An 18,085-nucleotide genomic window follows, 5' to 3' on the forward strand; every position below is an offset into this window, starting at 1 on the left:
GTCGAGAAGATCCCTTCACGACCATCACGGCAGCAATCCTCGGGTGTGGTGCGTGCCCCAGCCGCGCACCACACCCCTTGGAATCAATCGTCTAGCGGATGTCACGGGGCAGCGCGGTGCTGCTCCCGGGCGAGGAAGTGGGCGGTGGCCCTGGTCGCGTCGTAGAGGGATCGGTAGTGGCGGTAGTACGGGGCATAGTGGACGGTGACCGGCGGGTCGGGTTCGATCGTGGTGATGATCGGGTTCCAGGCGGCGGTGTCCAGGCCAAGGGATTCGGCGGCGAGCAGGGCGTCGCCCAGGGCCGCGCCGACCGTGTCGGCCGGAAGCTGCTGAGGCAGGCCGGTGATGTCGGAGACTATGCGGGTCCACAGCCCGCCCTTGGTGCCGCCGCCCACGGCCACCAGCCGGGTGGCGGGAGCGCCCGCGGCGGACATGGCCTCGAGGTTGTGGCGCACGCCGTAGCCGATGCCCTCGAGGACCGCGCGATAGAGGTCGGCGCGCTGGTGGGTGACGGTGAGACCGGCGATCACGCCGCGGGCGTCCGGATCGAACAGGGGCGTGCGCTCGCCCGCGAAGTAGGGCAGCACCAGCAGGCCGCGGCTGCCGGGCGGAACGTGAGCGGCCTCGTCGAGGAGTTCGGTGAAGTCGCTGCCGGTGAGAGTGCGCAGCCAGTCGGTGATCGCGCCGGAGGTGGCCATGCCGGCGGCGGACGTGTACGTGCCGGGCCAGGTTCCGCAGGTGGTCCACAGGCCGGGCTGGGGGCGGGGGTCGGTCAGCACCTGGGTGAGGAACATGGTGGTGCCGTACATGATCATGCAGTCGCCGGGGGCGCGGACGCCGACACCGGCGGCCTCGGCCCAGGCATCGATGGTGCCGGTGGTGACCGGTAGCCCGGCGGGCAGGCCGGTGGCCGCGGCCGCCTCGGCGGTGACCCGGCCGATTATCTCGGTGGGCCAGGCCAATTCGGGTAGTCGCAGGCCGGGTGCGACGGATTCGGCCCAGTCCGCGGCCCAGTCGCGGGCCATCAGGTCGTACATGGGCACGCACTGGCTGGCGGATTGATGGTCCAGGACGTAGCGGCCGGTGAGGCGATGGACCAGGAACGAGCTCGCCATCAACAGCATCCGGGTGGCCTGCCACACCTGCGGCTCGTGACGGATGAGCCAGCGCAGCTTCGGCCCGACCGCCTGACTGGTGAGGGGCGAGCCACAGCGCTCCAGCACGGTCTCCGCGCCCAATTCCGCGTTCAGTTCCTCGATTTCGTCGCCGGCGCGAGTGTCGACCCCGTAGAGGATGGCCGGCCGCAAGGGGCGGCCCGCGGCGTCGGCGGGCAGCAGGCAGGGCCCGATGCCGCTCACCGCGAGCCCGTCGAGGGGTTCGCCGTCGGCGGCCGCCACCAGTTCCCTGGCGATGGCCGCGAAGTCGGCCCACCACACCGTCTCCGCGTCGTGCTCCACCCAGCCCGGGCGCGGCGTCGAAACCCGGTGTGGTCGTTCGGCTCTCATCGCGACCGTGCCTGCGTGGTCGACCAGGACGCCCTTGGATCCGGAGGTGCCGATATCGATGCCGAGGAGCATGTCAGCTCGCCCGGCTGAATTCGTCGAGCGTGACGTCGAGCAGTTCGCAGGCCGCGCGCACGGTGGCGCGCTGGTCGCCCGGCACGGCGTGAATGTGATTGGCGCCGAAGCGGGACAGGAAGTCCCCGGCGTCGGCGTCCAGGCGGGCGAAGGCGTGCGGCCACTCCCAGGTGGACTGTTTCATGAGCGATTCGTTGGTGGCCGGGTCGTAGGTCTCGAACTCGCCGAGCATCAGCTGCATGCGGTAGGCGCCGTCGCGACGGGTGAGCCGGGCCAGCGTCATCTGCCCGGGCGCGGCCAGGTGATGCACCGACGCGCCGCCGGCCGGGAAGAAGAACACCTCCGGATACAGGTGCACCCGGGCCAGATTCTCGGCCGGATCGTCGCTGCGCGCCGCATACCAGGTGGCGTGCTGGCCGGAATTGCAGAGGTCCCAGATGTCGCGGTCGGCGTGATAGTGCCGGACATCGGCGAAGAGCACCGGCGTGCCCGCGATCTGCTTGAGCAGCTGCATGGTGAGCGCCCCGTCCATATCCGCCTCGGTGGCGCACACGTGCGGCTGTTTGGGCCCGTTCCAGTCGTAGGGGTCGTTGAGGAACGCCTCGGTGATATCCATGGTGGCGAAGTACTGGGTGAGCTCCGGCTGTCCCTTGATGCCGGAGAAGTCCAGCCGCCATTCCGCGATCAGATCCCGCATCGCCAGGTACGAGCGCAGCTGCCGCTCCAGCAGCTCCGGCGTCAGCTTGCCGCCATCGTAGTGGACCCCGGCGGCGTTGCGCTCCAGCCATTCTCGCGCCGCGCGGGCCTCACCGGCGTCGGCGAGCTCGGCCCGGCGCACGATCTCCCACTGGTCGATCTCCTCGACATCGATGCCGAACATTCGCTGCCACTGATCGGTATTGGCGACCGCGGTGTTCATGCCCATGGGCCGCCCGCCGATGCGCCCGAAGGTGCTGCCGCGCAGGCTCGCCACCGCCGCCGCGGCGCGGGCGCGTTCCCCGATGGCCGCGATCAGGTCCGGATCGGCGGGATCGCCCCACAGCCGGGCGTGCGCGCGGCCGATCTGGTCCAGCGCGCCGCCCGCCGCCAGCATGCCCACCATGCCCGGCTGCACCGGATCGATATTGGACAGCAGCAGCAGCGGACCGCGCAGCGCGCCCGCGGCGAGCATGGTGAAGTGCGGGAACGCCCACACCGCATAGTGCAGCACGGTCAGGTCCACCCCGGCCGTCTCCACCTGCCGGGCCACCGCCACCGCCTGATCGTTGCCGCCGATGGGTTGCACACCGCGAATCACGGTGTGCCCGGCCGCGGTCAGCTCGGAGACGAGCCTGTCCTCCGCGGTCCGGATGAATCCGACGATGCCGCCGTGCACATAATCGCGGCCGTCGGAAAGACTGATCACGCCGATTCGGGCCATACTGCCTGCCTCCCCGCGCTGGGTGGACTCTCGACTCCGTTCAGAATTCCAGTTCAAACCGCACGCCACGCCCGAAATCGGATTTTCGGGGCCGACGCGGGCCGGGCTGTCTGAGCGCGGGAAGTGCAAGCGAGCCAGCGCGACTCCGCCCTGCTCCCAGCCCGCGTGGGTGATCCAGAGGGCGTCCTCGTGGGTGATCACCTCGGCCGCGTGGGCCGGTACGTGCCCCACGCGGCCGGATATCTCGAAGTGAAAAGGGTTGTCGCCGCGGAAGATCTCGGTGCCGACATAGCCGGGGCGCGGACCGATCAGCAGATACCAGGCGCCGGCGTGACGGACCACGAACGGCGATTCGGTATTGCCGGCACCGGTTCCTGTCGCCGGGTCGGTGTAGGCGATGTGGCGCTCATTCCAGTGCAGCAGGTCCGGGCTGGTGCGGTAGGCGACGACGTGGTTGCCGCCGGCGGGGGTGCTGGTGGCGCAGTAGTACATGACCCACTGCCCGGGCACGCGCAGCACCATGGGGTCGCGGGCGTCGTAGCCGTCGCGGAAGACCGGGCCGGACGGATGCCGGGTCCAGTGGAACAGGTCGGTGGAGGTGGCCAGGCCCATACCCGTTGCGGTGCGGTCGGCCCCGCCGCCGTCGTAGAACATGAAGTAGGTGTCGCCGTCACGCACCACGAAGGGGGACCACAGGTGGGTCTCGCCGCGCTCGCGGTCCACCGTCAGGGCGGCGGGATGCTTGGTCCACGGGCCGTGCGGGTGGCCGGCGGTGGCGTGCGCGAATTCGGTCTCGTCGAAGGGGTCGGCGGGCTCGGGATGGGTGATGCCGAACAGATGCCAGCGCCCGCCGGTGTCCTGGATCAGGGTGTGATCGTTGATGTACCAGCGCTGATCCGGCTCGCTGGGGTCGTAGATTTGCCGGAACTCCCCCGCCGTCACCGTGTCCATGCGCGTCCTCCATATAGGACCTGAGCTGTCCTAGTTCCGTTCGACGATGGACCCGTGCCGGAACTCTCGCTGCGAACCCTAAACCGCACACTGCTGCTGCGTCAGAAGTTGAACGAACGCGTCGCCATGCCCGCCGCCGAGCTGGTCCGGCATCTGGTCGCGGTGCAGGCGCAGGAACCGAACTGGCCGTATGTGGGGCTGTGGACGCGCCTCACCGATTTCCGCCATGAGGATCTGATCGCTCTGCTGCGTGATCGAACCGTGGTGCGCGCCACCACGATTCGCCGGACCGTCCACCTGACGGACGCCCAGGACTACCGCTGGCTGTACCCGACGGTCCGCCCGGCGGTCGAACCCACACTCCGCTCGGTCTACCTCCGGGATGCGGTCGAGGGTCTCGATATCGCCGAATTGGCCTCGGCCGGAACGGAACTGCTGACCGGCACCACCATTTCCCGCCGCGACCTCGGCAAGCGGCTGTCCGAACGCTTCCCGGGCCGTGAACCGCGCGCCCTGGTCCACGCGCTCGGCATCATCCACCCGCTGGTGCACGATCCCGCCGCGGGTGTGTGGGGAGCGTGGCGCGGCCGTTCGGTCTCGGTGTCGCCGGCCGAGGAGGCGATCGGCGCGCCCCTGGCCGACGGTCCGCGCCCGGAAACCCTCATCCGCCGCTATCTGGCCGCCTATGGCCCGGCAACCGCCGCCGACATCCAGGAGTTCGCGGGCGTCACCCGGCTGGCGGCGGTGATCGCTCGCCTGCGCCCGGAACTCCGTGTCCTACACGATGACTCGGGCCGCGAACTCTTCGACCTTCCAGACGCCCCGATCGCCGACCCCGGCCTGCCCGCGCCGATCCGCTTCCTCCCCGCCTTCGACAATGCCTGCCTGGGCCACCGCGACCGCAGCCGCATCATCAGCGACGCCGACCGCGCCCGGATCGCCAAGATCGCCTCGGGCGGCGTGCCCATGTACCTGGTCGACGGATTCGTCCACGGCCGTTGGGATCTGGACGGCTCCACGATTCGGATCACGCCCTGGCATCCCCTCACCCGTGCCACTGAGGCCGCCGTCCGCGACGAGGCCGAACGCCTGCTCCCGCTCGTCGTACCCGGTGCAGCAGGCAAGATCATGATCGAAACGCACTGATCGGATCCCTCTCCCGCGTCGCTCGGACCTCTCTCCCGCGTGGCCGCCTCGGGTCAGCGCGCCTTTCTCGCGGCGCGGAGGAAGTCCTTGTTCAGGCGGCCGATCACGTCCTGCGGGATTTCCTTCGGGCAGGCGAGGGTGCATTCGCCGGTGTTGGTGCAGCCGCCGAAGCCCGCATCGTCGTGGGCTTCGAGTATGTCGACGACACGGGAGTAGCGCTCCGGCTGTCCCTGCGGCAGGAGGCCGAGGTGGGTGACCTTGGCGGCGGTGAAGAGCATGGCCGAACCATTGGGGCAGGCGGCCACGCACGCGCCGCAGCCGATGCATTCGGCGGCCTGGAAGGCCAGGTCCGCGTCGGGTTTCGGCACCGGGATCGAGTGGGCCTCGGGTGCGGCGCCGGTCGGCGCGGTGATGTAGCCGCCCGCCCGGATGATCCGGTCGAAGGCCGAGCGGTCGACCATCAGGTCCTTGATGACGGGAAAAGCCTTGGCCCGCCACGGTTCCACGGTGATCGTGTCGCCGTCGGAGAACTTCCGCATATGGAGCTGGCAGGTGGTGGTGGCCTGCTCCGGGCCGTGCGGAGTGCCGTCGATGACGAGCGAGCACGCGCCGCAGATGCCCTCGCGGCAGTCGTGGTCGAAGGCGATGGGCTCCTCACCGGCGCCGGTGAGCCGTTCGTTGAGGACGTCGAGCATCTCCAGGAACGACGCGTCGGGCGAGACCTCCACGCCGTAGTCGACCATCCGGCCCCTGTCCCGGGAGTTCCGCTGCCGCCAGATACGCAGGGTGAGTTCCACTGTCGATTCCCCTCTTACTTGTAGGACCGCGTGCTGGGCTGGACGTACTCGTAGCTCAGCGCTTCCCGGTGCAGCGTCGGCGGCTCGCCGCCGTGCCATTCCCACGCGGCGACATAGGAGAAGTTCGCGTCGTCGCGGCGGGCCTCACCGTCCTCCGTCTGCGACTCGGCGCGGAAGTGGCCGCCCGCCGATTCGGTGCGGTGCAGGGCATCGATGACCATGAGCTCGGCCAGCTCCAGGAAGTCGGCCACCCGGCCCGCGCGCTCCAGCGACTGGTTCAGGTCATCCCCGGAGCCCGGCACATTGACGCGCTCCCAGAACTCCGCGCGCAGTGCGGGAATCAGGGCCAGCGCCTTGCGCAGTCCCGCCTCGGTCCGTTCCATGCCGCAGTACTCCCACATGAGGTGGCCGAGCTCGCGGTGGAAGGAGTCGACGGTGCGGTCGCCCCGGGTCGACAGGAGTCTGTCGATCATCGTGGTGACCCGGGCCTCGGCGGCCGCGATCGCGGCGGCCGGCACCTCCCCGACCGGACCGCGGGCGAGATAGTCGCCGAGGGTGGCGGGCAGGACGAAATACCCGTCGGCCAGGCCCTGCATGAGCGCCGAGGCCCCGAGCCGGTTGGCGCCGTGGTCGGAGAAATTGGCCTCCCCGATCACGAACAGTCCCGGAATGGTGGATTGCAGGTCGTAGTCCACCCACAACCCACCCATGGTGTAGTGCACGGCGGGGTAGATGCGCATGGGCATCTCGTACGGGTTCTCGCCCGTGATCCGCTCGTACATCGTGAAAAGGTTGCCGTACTTGGCTTTCACCGCATCGACGCCGAGCCGCCCGATGGCGTCGCCGAAATCGAGATAGACGCCGAGCCCGCCCGGCCCGACCCCGCGCCCTTCGTCGCAGACGTTCTTGGCCGCGCGGGAGGCGATGTCGCGCGGCACCAGATTGCCGAACGCCGGATAGATGCGTTCCAGGTAGTAGTCGCGCTCGTCCTCCGGCACATCGGCGGGCTTGCGATGGTCCCCAACGTTTTTGGGCACCCACACCCGGCCGTCGTTGCGCAGCGACTCCGACATGAGCGTCAGCTTCGACTGATGCTCACCCGACACCGGGATACAGGTCGGATGGATCTGTGTGAAGCAGGGATTGGCGAAGTACGCGCCGTGCTTGTGCGCCCGCCACGAGGCCGTGACATTCGAGCCCATGGCATTGGTCGACAGGAAGTAGACGTTGCCGTACCCGCCGGAGGCCAGCACCACCGCGTCGGCCGTGTAGGACCGGATCGCCCCGGTGACCAGGTCGCGCACGACCACGCCCCGCGCCACTCCCTCCACCATGATCAGATCGAGCATCTCGTGCCGCGCATGCAGTTCCACGGTGCCCGCGTCGACCTGCCGCAGCAGCGCCTGATACGCGCCGAGCAGCAGCTGCTGCCCCGTCTGCCCGCGGGCGTAGAAGGTGCGCGAGACCTGGGCGCCGCCGAAGGACCGATTGTCGAGCAGGCCGCCGTACTCCCGAGCGAACGGAACACCCTGCGCCACACACTGATCGATGATCTGCGTCGAGATCTCCGCCAGCCGGTGCACATTCGACTCACGGGACCGGTAGTCGCCGCCCTTGACCGTGTCGTAGAACAGCCGGTGCACGCTGTCGCCGTCATTGCGGTAGTTCTTGGCGGCATTGATCCCGCCCTGCGCCGCGATCGAGTGGGCCCGGCGCGGCGAGTCCTGGAAACAGAACTGGATCACGCGATAGCCCTGCTCCCCCAGCGTGGCGCCCGCCGAGCCGCCGGCCAGGCCGGTACCGATGACGATGATCGTCTTCTTGCGCTTGTTCGCCGGATTGACCAGCTTGGCCTCGAACTTGCGGGTGGTCCAGCGCTCGGCGATCGGCCCGCCCGGCGCCCTGGTGTCGGCGATCGGCTCGCCGACGCGGAAAAGACTGTCATTCATGGCTATTTCACCCATCCGAAGGAGACGGCGATCGGGATGGCCAGGAAACCGGCGACCAGCAGGGTCGAGACGGCGGCCGCGAGCAGGTCGTAGCCGCGAGCCCCGGCCAGACCCAGGGTCCGGGCGGCACTGCGGATTCCGTGCCGCAGGTGCAGACCCACCATGACCACGGCGACGACGTAGAAGAGCGTGACGTACCAGTGGGACGGCGCGAAATCGGCGACGACCTTCTCATAGGGAGTCGCGGTGTGGCCCACGGGATTCACCGCGCCGAAGGTCAGATCGAGCAGATGCCAGACCAGATACAGCGCGATGATCACCCCACCCCACCGCATGGTGTGAACGGCATAACCGTGCGCATGCGACTTCTTTCTCGCCGCGTACCCGACCGGCCTGGCGCGGCGCGCGGTCCGGGCGAGCGAGATCGCCGACCACATGTGCAGGATCACGCTTACACCGAGCACGACCTCCGCGACCGACAACAGCCCCCGCCGGGGTACCGCGGGCTCGCCAACCGTGCGCAGCCACTCGGCGTAGTGGTTGAAATCGGACGCCCCCAGGAACACTTTGAGATTCCCGGCCATGTGGGCGATGAGGAAGAGCACCAGAATGCCCCCGGTCACCGCCATCACAGCCTTCTTGCCCACCGTCGTCCGGTAGAGCTCAGATATTACGACAGCCACCAGCGGAAACTACGTCCGGCCCGCGCACCCGGTCCAAGTCCGCAATGATCTGGTCTCCATAACCGTGGTCTATGCACCGAGCTGCGCCCGGAATTACTACTGCGAGTAGTGAATTCGGTCGTGAAGGATGTCACACGGCGACGCCGCACCCGAACGGCATGCTCACTGACCGATTGCTCCCGTTGCTCGTCATCCCTGGCGAACAGGATGGCGATGGTGTGCAGGTCATCATCGCCCAGCCCGCCGATCCAGTTGTCGCGGTGATTGCGGGCGGTGAATGATCGGACCGTCGACATCGGGTCCTACGAATCCTTCGTATCGGGTGCTACGAATTCCTTTGTGAGGTGCCCGCCCAGTGCGGGTGCTTCGGGGCGTGATCGCCTTTCTGGAAGTTCACGTCGACCCTTGCGGGCGTACGCGCGTTTCCGGCCCGCAGCGGTTTCGCAGGTGACCACATCGGGACACGGTTCGGATGAGGAGCTGAGGGAATGCGCATTGTGGTTGATCTGAATCGGTGTCAGGGGTATGCACAGTGTGTTCCGCTGGCGCCGGATGTGCTCGAACTGCTGGGTGAGGAGGCGCTGGCGTATGACCCCAACCCAGATGACGCGCAGCGCCAACGCGTCTTGCGGGCGGCGGCGGCGTGCCCGGTCCAGGCGATCGTCGTGGAGACCTATACCCCTGACGGGCCGGAGCCTGTTACCCCCGACGGGCCGGAGCCTGTGGCATGAGCACCGCGTCGCTGGCCGCGGACCTGGTCAGGACGTTTCGGGCCGAGGGCCGGATCGTGATCGTGGGGGCGTCGCTGGCCGGGCTACGCGCCGCGGAGGCTCTGCGGGACAAGGGCTTCCGCGGGCCTTTGACCCTGGTCGGTGACGAGTCGCACGAACCGTACGACCGTCCGCCGTTGTCCAAGCAGGTCCTCAAGGGCTGGGTTCGCGCCGATCACACCAAGCTTCCCCGCATGCGAGCCATCGACGCGGAGTGGCGGCTGGGTGTGGCCGCGACCGGATTGGACCGGGTGAACAAACAGGTTCTGCTGGCCACCGGAGACGCGGTGCCCTACGACCGGCTGCTCATCGCCACCGGCGCTCGGGCACGGCCGTGGTTCAACCCGGCCGAGGGCGCCCTGCAGGGGGTGTTCACGCTGCGCACTTGCGAAGACGCGACTCAGTTACAGGCGGCACTGCGGGCGGGCCCGAAACGGGTTCTCGTCGTCGGTTCGGGGTTTGTCGGCTCCGAGATGGCTTCGGTGTGCTGCGAGCTGGGGTTGCCGGTGACTGTCGCCGAGCGCGGAGGCGGGCCGCTGGTGGGACCGCTGGGCGGGGTGATCGGCGACATCGCCGCCCGGATGCAGCGCGGCGCCGGAGTCGACCTGCGCACCGGCGTGTCGGTGGAATCCCTCGACGGCGATGCCGGCGGGCATGTGCGCCGGGCCCGACTGTCGGATGGGACCACACTCGATGTCGATGTGGTGGTGGCGTCGCTGGGGTCGATCCGCAACGTCGAGTGGCTGGCAGGTGCCGGGCTGGCCGCCGGTTTCTGGGGAGTCGGTTGCGATGCGGGCTGTCGCGCGTTCGACATCAACGGGGTGGTGACCGACAACATTTTCGTGGCCGGGGACGTCGCGCGTCAGCCACACGTGCTGTACGGGTATCAGTTCATCTCGATGGAGCACTGGGACAACGCCGTGTGCGGGGCGCAGGTCGCCGCGAACAACATGATCAGCCTGGAGACCGAGCGGCGACCGCATTTGCCGCTGCCGTCGTTCTGGTCGGGTCAATTCGGGGTGAACATCAAGGGTGTGGGGGTGTGCTCGTTCGGCGATGAGATCGTGTTCACCCAGGGGTCTCCCGAGGATTATCGCTTCGCCGCAGCTTACGGCCGCCGCGGCCGCATCGTCGGGGCGGTGACGTTCGATCATGGCAAGTGGCTGCCGTACTACGCGGCGATGATCGAGCGCTCGGCACCGTTCCCACCACCGCCGCCGGGCTATGACCGAGCCCCCGACCCGGCACCGATGCCGGCCCGCTTCCCTGACCCGCGAGTGCCGACCGAGATTCCCGATGTGGTGCTGACCGGTCACGACCCCACCTCACGGGGCGCCGAGTTCCACTGACCAAGGGAGCCAGCATGACTGCAGCGATGGCCTGGGCGGAAGCGATGAAGTACGAACACCGCGCCGACCCGTACCCGTTCTTCGATCAACTGCGCCAGACCCCCGTGGCGCGAGTGGCGGACAACCTGTACGTGGTGACCGGCTACCAGGAACTGCTGACGCTGGCGCATGACCCCCGGGTCAGCTCCGATATCAGCCGCAGCCCCCTGGGAGCCGCCCTGACGTCGGGCGCCGACCCTGAGCCCGGCGCCGAGGACATGCAGGCCTACGGCCGCCGGCCGAGCATCATCGTCTCCGATCCCCCCGGGCACGATCGGGCGCGCCGGCAGGTGATGCGCCACTTCAACTCACCGCATTCACCCGATGTCATTCCCGGCATGGAGCCCGACATCGTGCGACTGTGCAACCAACTGCTCGACGGCATCGAGGCCGACGGCAGGACCAGGCTGGATGTGGTCGACGATTACGCCTACCCGGTACCGGTGATGGTGATCTGCAAGATCCTCGGGGTCCCGCTCGCAGACGAGCCCATGTTCCATGCCTGGATCCACGACATGTTGACCGGCATGGATCTGGGCCCGGAGGCGGCCACCGAGCAGGGCAAGGCCCGCGCCGAGAAGTCCCGTGCCAGCCGTGACGCACTCATGCGCTATCTGGCCGGCTTGATCGAGCAGCTCCAGCGAGAGCCCGGGCAGGGCTTGTTGTCCAAACTGATTCATGACGGCGGCCCCGATGGTCCGATGCCTGCCGAGCAAGTGTTGTCGAATGCTCTGCTGCTGCTTGTCGCCGGTCATGACTCGACGGTCAACACCATCTCCAACTGTGTGATGACGCTGTTGCGCAACCCCGGGTCCTATGACCACCTACGCAGCCGGCCGGAGCTGGTCCCACGCGCGATCGAAGAGGTCCAACGCCTGCAGGCGGCGGTGCAGTTCTTCCCCAGTCGCAGCACAACCGCCGATATCGACATCGCCGGCACCGTCATCCCACAGGGGGCCGCGGTGTACTTGGTCTACGCCGCCGCCAACCGCGACCCGAACCGCTTTGCCAACCCGAACCGCTTCGATGTCCACCGCCCCGACAACGAGCATTTCGGCTGGGGCAGCGGCATCCACACCTGCCTGGGCGGTCCGCTCGCACGACTGGAAGTCAACCTGGCGCTGGAAACCTTCCTACGCCGCGTCGCCACACCCCGCCTGGTCGTCGATCCGCCACCCTATCGGCGAAGCCAAATCTTCCGCGGCCCACGACACCTGCTCATCGACTTCGACCACATCACCGACTGAGCAGGACACGACATCAGCATCCTCACTCGTCGGGAGTCACTTGCGCGCGTCGGCGCGGTTCACAACTGCGAGTGGTGAATTCGGGTGTGAAGGTTGCCGCGCGGGGGACGCCGCACCCTGGATGTGATCATCCCCTCGGGAATCGGAATGCCGCGGTTCATAGTCCTAGGCTATCGACTGTGCAGTTGCAGCAGTTGTCGTACTTCCTGGCTGTGGCGCAGGCCAGGCACTTCACCAGGGCCGCTGATGCGCTGGGCGTCGCCCAGCCCTCGCTGTCCAAGCAGATTCGAACGCTGGAAGCGGAGCTCGGGGCTTCGCTGTTCAGCCGCGCGCGGGGCAATATCGCGCTGACTCCGGCGGGTGAGGCGTTGTTGCCGTTGGCTACCCGGATTCTGGCCGATGTGGATACTGCGCGGCTGGAGGTGCAGGAGCTGGCGGGGCTGCGGCGCGGGCGGGTTCGGCTCGGGGCGACGCCGTCGCTGTGTTCGGGGCTGCTGGCCGATGCGCTGCGGCGGTATCACGACGCGTATCCGGGGATCAGGCTGCTGGTGGAGGAGGGCGGGTCGCGGGATCTGGTGCGGCAATTGACCAGGGGCGCACTCGATTCGGCGCTGGTGATCCTGCCGCTGGGCGAGGACACTCCGCTGGCCACCACGCCGATCCTGCGCGAGGATCTGGTGGTCACCGCCAGGGTCGACGACAGTTCGCTGCCCCGGCGTGCGCACCTGCGCATCACGGATCTGCGGGATCGGCCGCTGGTGATGTTCCGGCCGGGCTACGACCTGCGGGAGGCGACGATCGGGGCCTGCCGGGAGGCGGGGTTCGAACCCCGCTTCGCGGTCGAGGGTGGCGAGATGGATGCCGTGCTGCGGTTCGTGGAGGTGGGGCTCGGGATCGCGGTCGTCCCTAGCACGGTGCTGGCCGGACGGCCCGGGCTGCGCGGGATTCCGCTGTCGGGCGACGGCGGGCGCGAGTCCCACGGGCTGCACCGCACGGTCGCGCTCGCCCATCGCAAGGACGTCACACCCACGCACGCCGCCGGGGCATTCCGGGCGACGCTGGAGAGTTTCATCCGGGAGGCTGCCGCGAGCGGCGGCCTCCCGGCGGGGGTCCGCTCGCTGCTGCCGGAGACGTCAGCGGCCGGGACCTGAGGTAGCGACCGGGACCAGATGCCTAGGCGACGACCAGAACCTCGCGGAGCCGCTGGAGCTCGGACTCCGAAAGTCCGTTGGCGAGTAGCCAGTTGGCGGCCCCGCCGTGCTCGGCATGCAGGTTCTTCAGGAACCCGAGCATGACCTCCGGGGAGACGGCCAGGATGCCCGTATTGGTCTGCGGCAGCCCCTCGTAGGACGGGAGCGCGTCGAGACGGTCGCGGACCTTCTGAATGCGCTCGTTGGTGAGGGCGTAGTCGTGGGCGATCGCCTCGGCGGGGACCCCGACCGCGTCCAGCAGCACCGCGGCGAGCACGCCGGTGCGGTCTTTGCCTGCGGCGCAATGGAACAGCACCGAGTGGCGATCCGGATCGATGATGAGGCGAACCGCCTCGACGATGTGCTCACCACTGCCGCCGAGCAGCTGACCGTACAGCTCGGTGAGGTCGACTCGGGTCTTGTCGGGGACCAGATCCCGTGCGGCCAGGGAGGATTGCGGCGACTTGCGGATCGGCAGGTTGGCGATGCGCAGGCCGGAGTCGGCGATCAGCCCGTAGCCCTCGCGCTCCACCTCGTCCGGCAGCCGCAGGTCGATGACCGTGCGCAGGCCCAGCTTCTCGACCAGGTGGGACAGGTCGTCGCAGGTGGCCTGCTGCAGGGTGGAGGAGCGCAGGACGACGCCGAAACGCGTGGTGCCGCCGCCGGTTACGGGGAGCCCGCCCAGGTCGCGCACATTGTCGATCTGGGCGAAGTCGATCCAGCGGGCGGGCATGGAATCAGTGGTCATGACGGGCTCAGTGGGCACGGCCGGCCGCCGCCTCTTCCGCGCGGGTCAGGCCGCACAGGCCGATCAGGTCTTCGTGCAGCTCGAACCAGACGGTGTGGTAGCTGTCCATGATGGGCCGGGCCACGTAGGTGTGGTCGCCCTCGGCGATGCGCTCGACGGCGCGGTCGAGGCGGTCCAGGTAGCGGGACAGACGCGGGGCGAGCCCGCCCAGGCGGCCGATGAGCGGGCGCAGGCGCTGGTGAGTCGCGTCGAGCCGGCCCAGCACCGAGGCGTCGTACTCGGCGTCGGCGTGATCGTTGACCGTGGCCGGGTCCCTCATCTGCCAGTCGGTGATGATGACCTTGAGGTCCCCGTTGAAGGCGCAGAACTCGTCGTAGGCGGCGGTCATGGCGGCTGCGTCGACGGTCTCGCGTTCCTCGGCCAGCAGCTGCTCCAGGCGCGGGCGGCCCTCGGGGGCGATGCGGAAACCGGCCGGGGTGGTGGCGCAGTAGCCCGCGGTCACCAAACCCTCGCAGCAGGAGGCGATCTCGGCGGCGTCGGCGAACAGGCTGGCGGCCAGATTGTCGGCGTTCACCCGGCCCTTGATGCCGACCAGCCGCAGCACGGCCAGCTCGGTGACGGGAGCGTTCACGGAAACCTCTTCCTGCTCGGCGTTCTCGGTTACGGCCTCGGCGTCTTCCGATGCGACAGACCGGTTTTCGAGGCGGTCGGCGAGCTGCTCGCCGGCCACGCCCGCCCACTGGGCGAGCTGACGCACATCGTCGAGGACGGCCTGCTCGACCGGCTTGGCGACGACCTCGCCGGGCAGCACCAGGCCGGCCCCGCCGTCGACGGTGACGGACTTGCCGGTCAGCGCGGCGACCACGCCGGGCCCGCAGCCGACCACGCACGGGCGACCGAGTTCCCGGCTGACCAGCGCGGCATGCGAAGTGGTGCCGCCCAGTTCGGTGACGATCGCCCGCGCGGCGATCATGCCGTGCAGATCGTCGGGGCTGGTGGTGGGGCGCACCAGGATGACATCCTCGCCGGCCTCGGCGCGCGCCTCGGCCTCGTCGGGATCGGTCACGACGACGCCGGAAGCCAGTCCGGGACAGGCGGATTCGCCGCGGGCGAGAGGCTCCTGACCGCCGGTGTCGCCGGAGGCGGGGCGCAGCACCTCGCGCACCTGGTCGGCGGTGATCCGGTGCAGGGCCTCGTCGGCGCTGATCAGCCCCTCCTCGACCATGGCGACCGCGGTGCGCACCGCGGCCCGCGCCGAGCGCTTGGCCGGGCGCGACTGCAGCAGCCAGAGCGTGCCGGCTTCGACGGTGAACTCCACGTCCTGCAGATCGCGGCCGTCGCGTTCGAGCAGCTGGGCGGCGGCGATCAGACGCTCGTGCACCGCGGGCTGGGTGGCGGCCAGCTCGTCGAGCGGGCGCGGGGTCAGGCGGCCGGACACCACGTCCTCGCCCTGCCCGCCGACCAGCCACTCGCCGTACACAGGACCGTCGCCGGTATTGGGGTTGCGGCTGAAAAGCACACCGGTGCCGGACAATTCGTCGAGGTTGCCGAACACCATGGCCTGCACGGTGACCGCGGTGCCCAGAGTATCGGGTACGCCGCGGTTGGCGCGATAGGTCTTGGCGCGCGCGGAATCCCAGGACCGGAATACGGCCTCGATCGCACCACGCAGCTGGTCCCACGGATCGGCCGGAACCTCGCCGTTCGCGTCACCGAGCACGGTCTCGCGGTACTGGTGCACGAAGCGCTGCCGGGTGTCCTGCGCGTAGGTCGGATTGCTGGTCTCCACGGCCAGCGCCTGCTGCACCGCGTCGGTCATGCCGAGGTTCAGGACGGTGTCCATCATGCCGGGCATGGAGATGGCCGCACCCGAACGCACCGACACCAGCAGCGGGCGCTCCGCCGACCCGAAGTGACGGCCGGTGCCGCGCTCGATCATGGCGATGCCGTCGAGCACCTGTGTCCAGATCTCATCGGCGATGGCGCCGCGCCGCGTGTAGTCGGCCCAGCCGTCGGTGGTGATGACGAACGCGGGCGGCACCGGCAGGCCGAGGGCCCGCATGTGGTCGATGCTCCACGCCTTGCCGCCGATCTTCTCTCGCGACAGTCCGCACGCGCCGTCGAGTTCGACAACGGTCGCGCCCGCCGCAAGGTCCAGACGCTGCGCAAGCTCCGTTCCGGCCGTCATGTCACTCCTTCGAGGTCCTGGATTCATTCGCACTCCAGCGCTCCGCCGCTGCTCGAGCGGCCTGCCGGGCAATATCCATCCCGTCCCCCTACGGGACCACTTCAACGAGCGTGCCGGGTGAGCGCGCCCACACCCAACTCCCATCCCGATCAGCGGAATGAAAGGACCGACACTCACAGCCGCCCCCGTTGCCCAACGCGACAACCGATCTCGCGCCGACCGGGGCAACTCCCCGGGGACCCCCAAAATCGGTGGCGCCTCCGACCGCCGGCACGCGTGCGAAATCGGCGACGGCTCCCGAGCCGTGTGCTGGAGGCGCGGAGAGGCGGTACGGGTGGCACGCCCGGTCAGCGGGATGGCACTTCGAAAATGCGCTACGCGGACTGCGGGTTGGGGCAGGATGGGCGGATGGATCGGCGGCACTCGGGCGGCAGCTCCGCGGCCGGGCCCGTGACGACCATTCCGGCGCTGGTGGCGGACCGGGCGCGGCGCTATCCGGAGGCGGTGGCCATTGCCGGGCCGGCGGGGCGGCTGACATTCGCCGAACTCGCCGAGGACGTCGCCGCGGTGACCCGGGCGGCGATGGCGTCGGGGCTCGAACCCGGTGACCGGGTTGGCATGTGGGCCCCCAACAGCGTGCGCTGGATCGTGACCGCTCTCGGAATGCTCGGCGCGGGCGCGACTCTGGTGCCGATCAGCACCCGGCTGCGCGGCGCGGAGACCGCGGATGTACTGGCCCGCAGCCACGCCAGGGCGGTGTGCACGGTCCAGGAGTTCCTGGGCGCGGACTATCCGGCCATGCTGGCCGAATCCGCCCGTCCGCTACCGGATCTGGAACATGTCATCCTGCTCGACGACGCCCGCGGCGAGAGCGCGGCGAACTGGGACATCAGCTCCTGGGCGGGATTCCTGGCCCCCGGCACCGTGATCGAGCCGCAGTCCGCGGTCGAGCGCACCGCCCAGGTGGATCCGGAGTCGGTGTCCGACATCCTTTTCACCTCCGGCACCACCGGCGCGCCCAAGGGTGTGCTCGCCACGCACCGGCAGACCCTCGAGGTGTTCGCGCAATGGGCCGACGCGGTGACACTGCGCCCGCGCGACCGGTATCTGCTGGTGAACCCGTTCTCGCACACCTTCGGGTACAAGGCCGGCATCCTCGCCTGCCTGCTGCGCACCGCCACCATGGTCCCGATGGAGCGCTTCGACACCGCCCGGGCGCTGCAGCTCATCGAGAGCGAGCGGATCACCGTGCTGGCCGGGCCGCCAACGCTTTTCACCGACCTGCTGGCCGCCGATCGCGACCACTACGTGCTGGGCTCGCTGCGCCTGGCCGGGACCGGCGGCGCGACCATCCCCACCGAACTGGTGCGGCGCATTCGCGAGGATCTGCGCGTCCCCTACGTCTTCACCGCCTACGGCCTCACCGAATCCATCGGCGTCGTCTCCATCTGCCCGCCTGACGCTCCGACCGAACTGGTGGCGGGCACGGCCGGAAAGAGCCTGTCCGGCAGTGAGATCCGCATCCTCGACCGCGACGGCACACCGGTGGCACCGGGCGAACCCGGCGAGATCACCGTCAAGGGCCCGAATGTCATGCTCGGCTACCTCGACGACCCCGAGGCCACCGCCGCCGCGGTCGACGCGGACGGCTACCTGCACACCGGCGATGTGGGCACCCTCGACCACGACGGCTACCTGCGCATCACCGACCGCCTCAAGGACATGTTCATCGTCGGCGGCTTCAACGCGTATCCGGCCGAGATCGAGCGAGTCCTGTTGCAGCATCCGGATATTCGCGATGTCGCGGTGATCGGCATCCCCGACGACCGGCTCGGCGAGGTCGGCCGCGCCGTCGTGGTGCCCGCCGACGGGGCCGCGACCGATCCGGCCGCCCTCATCGAGTGGTCGCGCTCACGCCTGGCCGGCTACAAGGTGCCGCGGGAGATCGTCTTCGCCGACGACCTCCCGCGCAATGCCGGCGGCAAGGTGCTCAAACAGCAGCTGCGCGACCCCGGCTGATCAGTTCGGCAG

General features: G+C 69.2%; 14 protein-coding genes. 7 read left to right on the forward strand and 7 right to left on the reverse strand.

The window, feature by feature from the left end:
• Positions 1-101 precede the first annotated feature (101 nt).
• Both ACIRRA_RS13750 and ACIRRA_RS13755 read right to left on the reverse strand, forming a co-directional pair.
• The gene (locus ACIRRA_RS13750) at positions 102-1,577 is read right to left on the reverse strand and encodes an FGGY-family carbohydrate kinase (RefSeq protein ID WP_402767189.1); all 1,476 of its coding nucleotides are present in this window, start codon (positions 1,575-1,577) and stop codon (positions 102-104) included.
• 1 nt (position 1,578) lies between these two features.
• Positions 1,579-3,948, reverse strand: coding sequence for a hypothetical protein (locus ACIRRA_RS13755; RefSeq protein WP_402767191.1), 2,370 nt, complete (start codon positions 3,946-3,948; stop codon positions 1,579-1,581).
• Positions 3,949-4,002: 54 nt separating this feature from the next.
• Here ACIRRA_RS13755 and ACIRRA_RS13760 point away from each other — a divergent pair, with 54 nt between their 5' ends.
• Entirely contained in the window at positions 4,003-5,094 is a 1,092-nt protein-coding gene (locus ACIRRA_RS13760; RefSeq protein WP_402767193.1) for a winged helix DNA-binding domain-containing protein, read from the forward strand.
• Positions 5,095-5,147: 53 nt separating this feature from the next.
• On the opposite strand, the gene ACIRRA_RS13765 is transcribed toward ACIRRA_RS13760, so the two are convergent.
• Genes ACIRRA_RS13765 through ACIRRA_RS13775 form a run of 3 tightly spaced genes read right to left on the reverse strand, consistent with a single transcriptional unit; the run spans position 5,148 to position 8,523 of the window.
• A complete protein-coding gene (locus ACIRRA_RS13765) occupies positions 5,148-5,891 on the reverse strand; it encodes a succinate dehydrogenase/fumarate reductase iron-sulfur subunit (RefSeq protein WP_402767195.1) in 744 nt (247 codons plus the stop codon).
• 14 nt (positions 5,892-5,905) lie between these two features.
• Entirely contained in the window at positions 5,906-7,840 is a 1,935-nt protein-coding gene (locus ACIRRA_RS13770; protein WP_402767197.1) for a fumarate reductase/succinate dehydrogenase flavoprotein subunit, read from the reverse strand.
• A 2-nt stretch (positions 7,841-7,842) separates the two neighbouring features.
• Positions 7,843-8,523: a succinate dehydrogenase cytochrome b subunit gene (locus ACIRRA_RS13775; protein ID WP_402767198.1), complete on the reverse strand. Its 681-nt coding sequence runs from the start codon at positions 8,521-8,523 to the stop codon at positions 7,843-7,845.
• A gap of 158 nt (positions 8,524-8,681) precedes the next feature.
• Here ACIRRA_RS13775 and ACIRRA_RS13780 point away from each other — a divergent pair, with 158 nt between their 5' ends.
• From ACIRRA_RS13780 to ACIRRA_RS13800, 5 genes are all read left to right on the forward strand, one after another.
• Entirely contained in the window at positions 8,682-8,804 is a 123-nt protein-coding gene (locus ACIRRA_RS13780) for a hypothetical protein (protein WP_402767200.1), read from the forward strand.
• 207 nt (positions 8,805-9,011) lie between these two features.
• A complete protein-coding gene (locus ACIRRA_RS13785; protein ID WP_402767202.1) occupies positions 9,012-9,254 on the forward strand; it encodes a ferredoxin in 243 nt (80 codons plus the stop codon).
• Entirely contained in the window at positions 9,251-10,642 is a 1,392-nt protein-coding gene (locus tag ACIRRA_RS13790) for an NAD(P)/FAD-dependent oxidoreductase (RefSeq protein WP_402767204.1), read from the forward strand. Before ACIRRA_RS13785 ends, ACIRRA_RS13790 begins: the two co-directional genes overlap by 4 nt.
• A 14-nt stretch (positions 10,643-10,656) precedes the next feature.
• A complete protein-coding gene (locus ACIRRA_RS13795) occupies positions 10,657-11,928 on the forward strand; it encodes a cytochrome P450 (protein ID WP_402767206.1) in 1,272 nt (423 codons plus the stop codon).
• Between the two features lie 179 nt (positions 11,929-12,107).
• A complete protein-coding gene (locus tag ACIRRA_RS13800) occupies positions 12,108-13,079 on the forward strand; it encodes a LysR family transcriptional regulator (protein ID WP_402767208.1) in 972 nt (323 codons plus the stop codon).
• A gap of 22 nt (positions 13,080-13,101) precedes the next feature.
• Here the strand turns inward: ACIRRA_RS13800 and ACIRRA_RS13805 are convergent, their stop codons facing one another.
• Together ACIRRA_RS13805 and ACIRRA_RS13810 are read right to left on the reverse strand one after the other, a co-directional pair.
• Positions 13,102-13,866 carry a tyrosine-protein phosphatase gene (locus ACIRRA_RS13805; RefSeq protein WP_402767210.1) on the reverse strand — a complete coding sequence of 255 codons (765 nt, stop codon included), beginning with the start codon at positions 13,864-13,866 and terminating at the stop codon, positions 13,102-13,104.
• 7 nt (positions 13,867-13,873) lie between these two features.
• The gene (locus tag ACIRRA_RS13810; RefSeq protein ID WP_402767212.1) at positions 13,874-16,054 is read right to left on the reverse strand and encodes a pyruvate, phosphate dikinase; all 2,181 of its coding nucleotides are present in this window, start codon (positions 16,052-16,054) and stop codon (positions 13,874-13,876) included.
• 408 nt (positions 16,055-16,462) lie between these two features.
• On the opposite strand from ACIRRA_RS13810, the gene ACIRRA_RS13815 reads away from it, so the two are divergent.
• A complete protein-coding gene (locus tag ACIRRA_RS13815; RefSeq protein ID WP_402767214.1) occupies positions 16,463-18,073 on the forward strand; it encodes a FadD3 family acyl-CoA ligase in 1,611 nt (536 codons plus the stop codon).
• Positions 18,074-18,085 lie beyond the last annotated feature (12 nt).

The sequence above is a fragment of the Nocardia sp. NPDC101769 genome (genome assembly GCF_044766925.1).
In the GTDB taxonomy this organism is placed as follows: Bacteria; Actinomycetota; Actinomycetes; order Mycobacteriales; family Mycobacteriaceae; genus Nocardia.

Coding starts and splice junctions, on each gene's coding strand:
- ACIRRA_RS13750 (WP_402767189.1), bottom strand. CDS start 1,577: ATGCTCCTCGGCATCGATATCGGCACCTCCGGATCCAAGGGCGTCCTG.
- ACIRRA_RS13755 (WP_402767191.1), bottom strand. CDS start 3,948: ATGGACACGGTGACGGCGGGGGAGTTCCGGCAAATCTACGACCCCAGC.
- ACIRRA_RS13770 (WP_402767197.1), bottom strand. CDS start 7,840: ATGAATGACAGTCTTTTCCGCGTCGGCGAGCCGATCGCCGACACCAGG.
- ACIRRA_RS13780 (WP_402767200.1), top strand. CDS start 8,682: ATGCTCACTGACCGATTGCTCCCGTTGCTCGTCATCCCTGGCGAACAG.
- ACIRRA_RS13785 (WP_402767202.1), top strand. CDS start 9,012: ATGCGCATTGTGGTTGATCTGAATCGGTGTCAGGGGTATGCACAGTGT.
- ACIRRA_RS13790 (WP_402767204.1), top strand. CDS start 9,251: ATGAGCACCGCGTCGCTGGCCGCGGACCTGGTCAGGACGTTTCGGGCC.
- ACIRRA_RS13795 (WP_402767206.1), top strand. CDS start 10,657: ATGACTGCAGCGATGGCCTGGGCGGAAGCGATGAAGTACGAACACCGC.
- ACIRRA_RS13805 (WP_402767210.1), bottom strand. CDS start 13,866: ATGACCACTGATTCCATGCCCGCCCGCTGGATCGACTTCGCCCAGATC.
- ACIRRA_RS13810 (WP_402767212.1), bottom strand. CDS start 16,054: ATGACGGCCGGAACGGAGCTTGCGCAGCGTCTGGACCTTGCGGCGGGC.
- ACIRRA_RS13815 (WP_402767214.1), top strand. CDS start 16,463: ATGGATCGGCGGCACTCGGGCGGCAGCTCCGCGGCCGGGCCCGTGACG.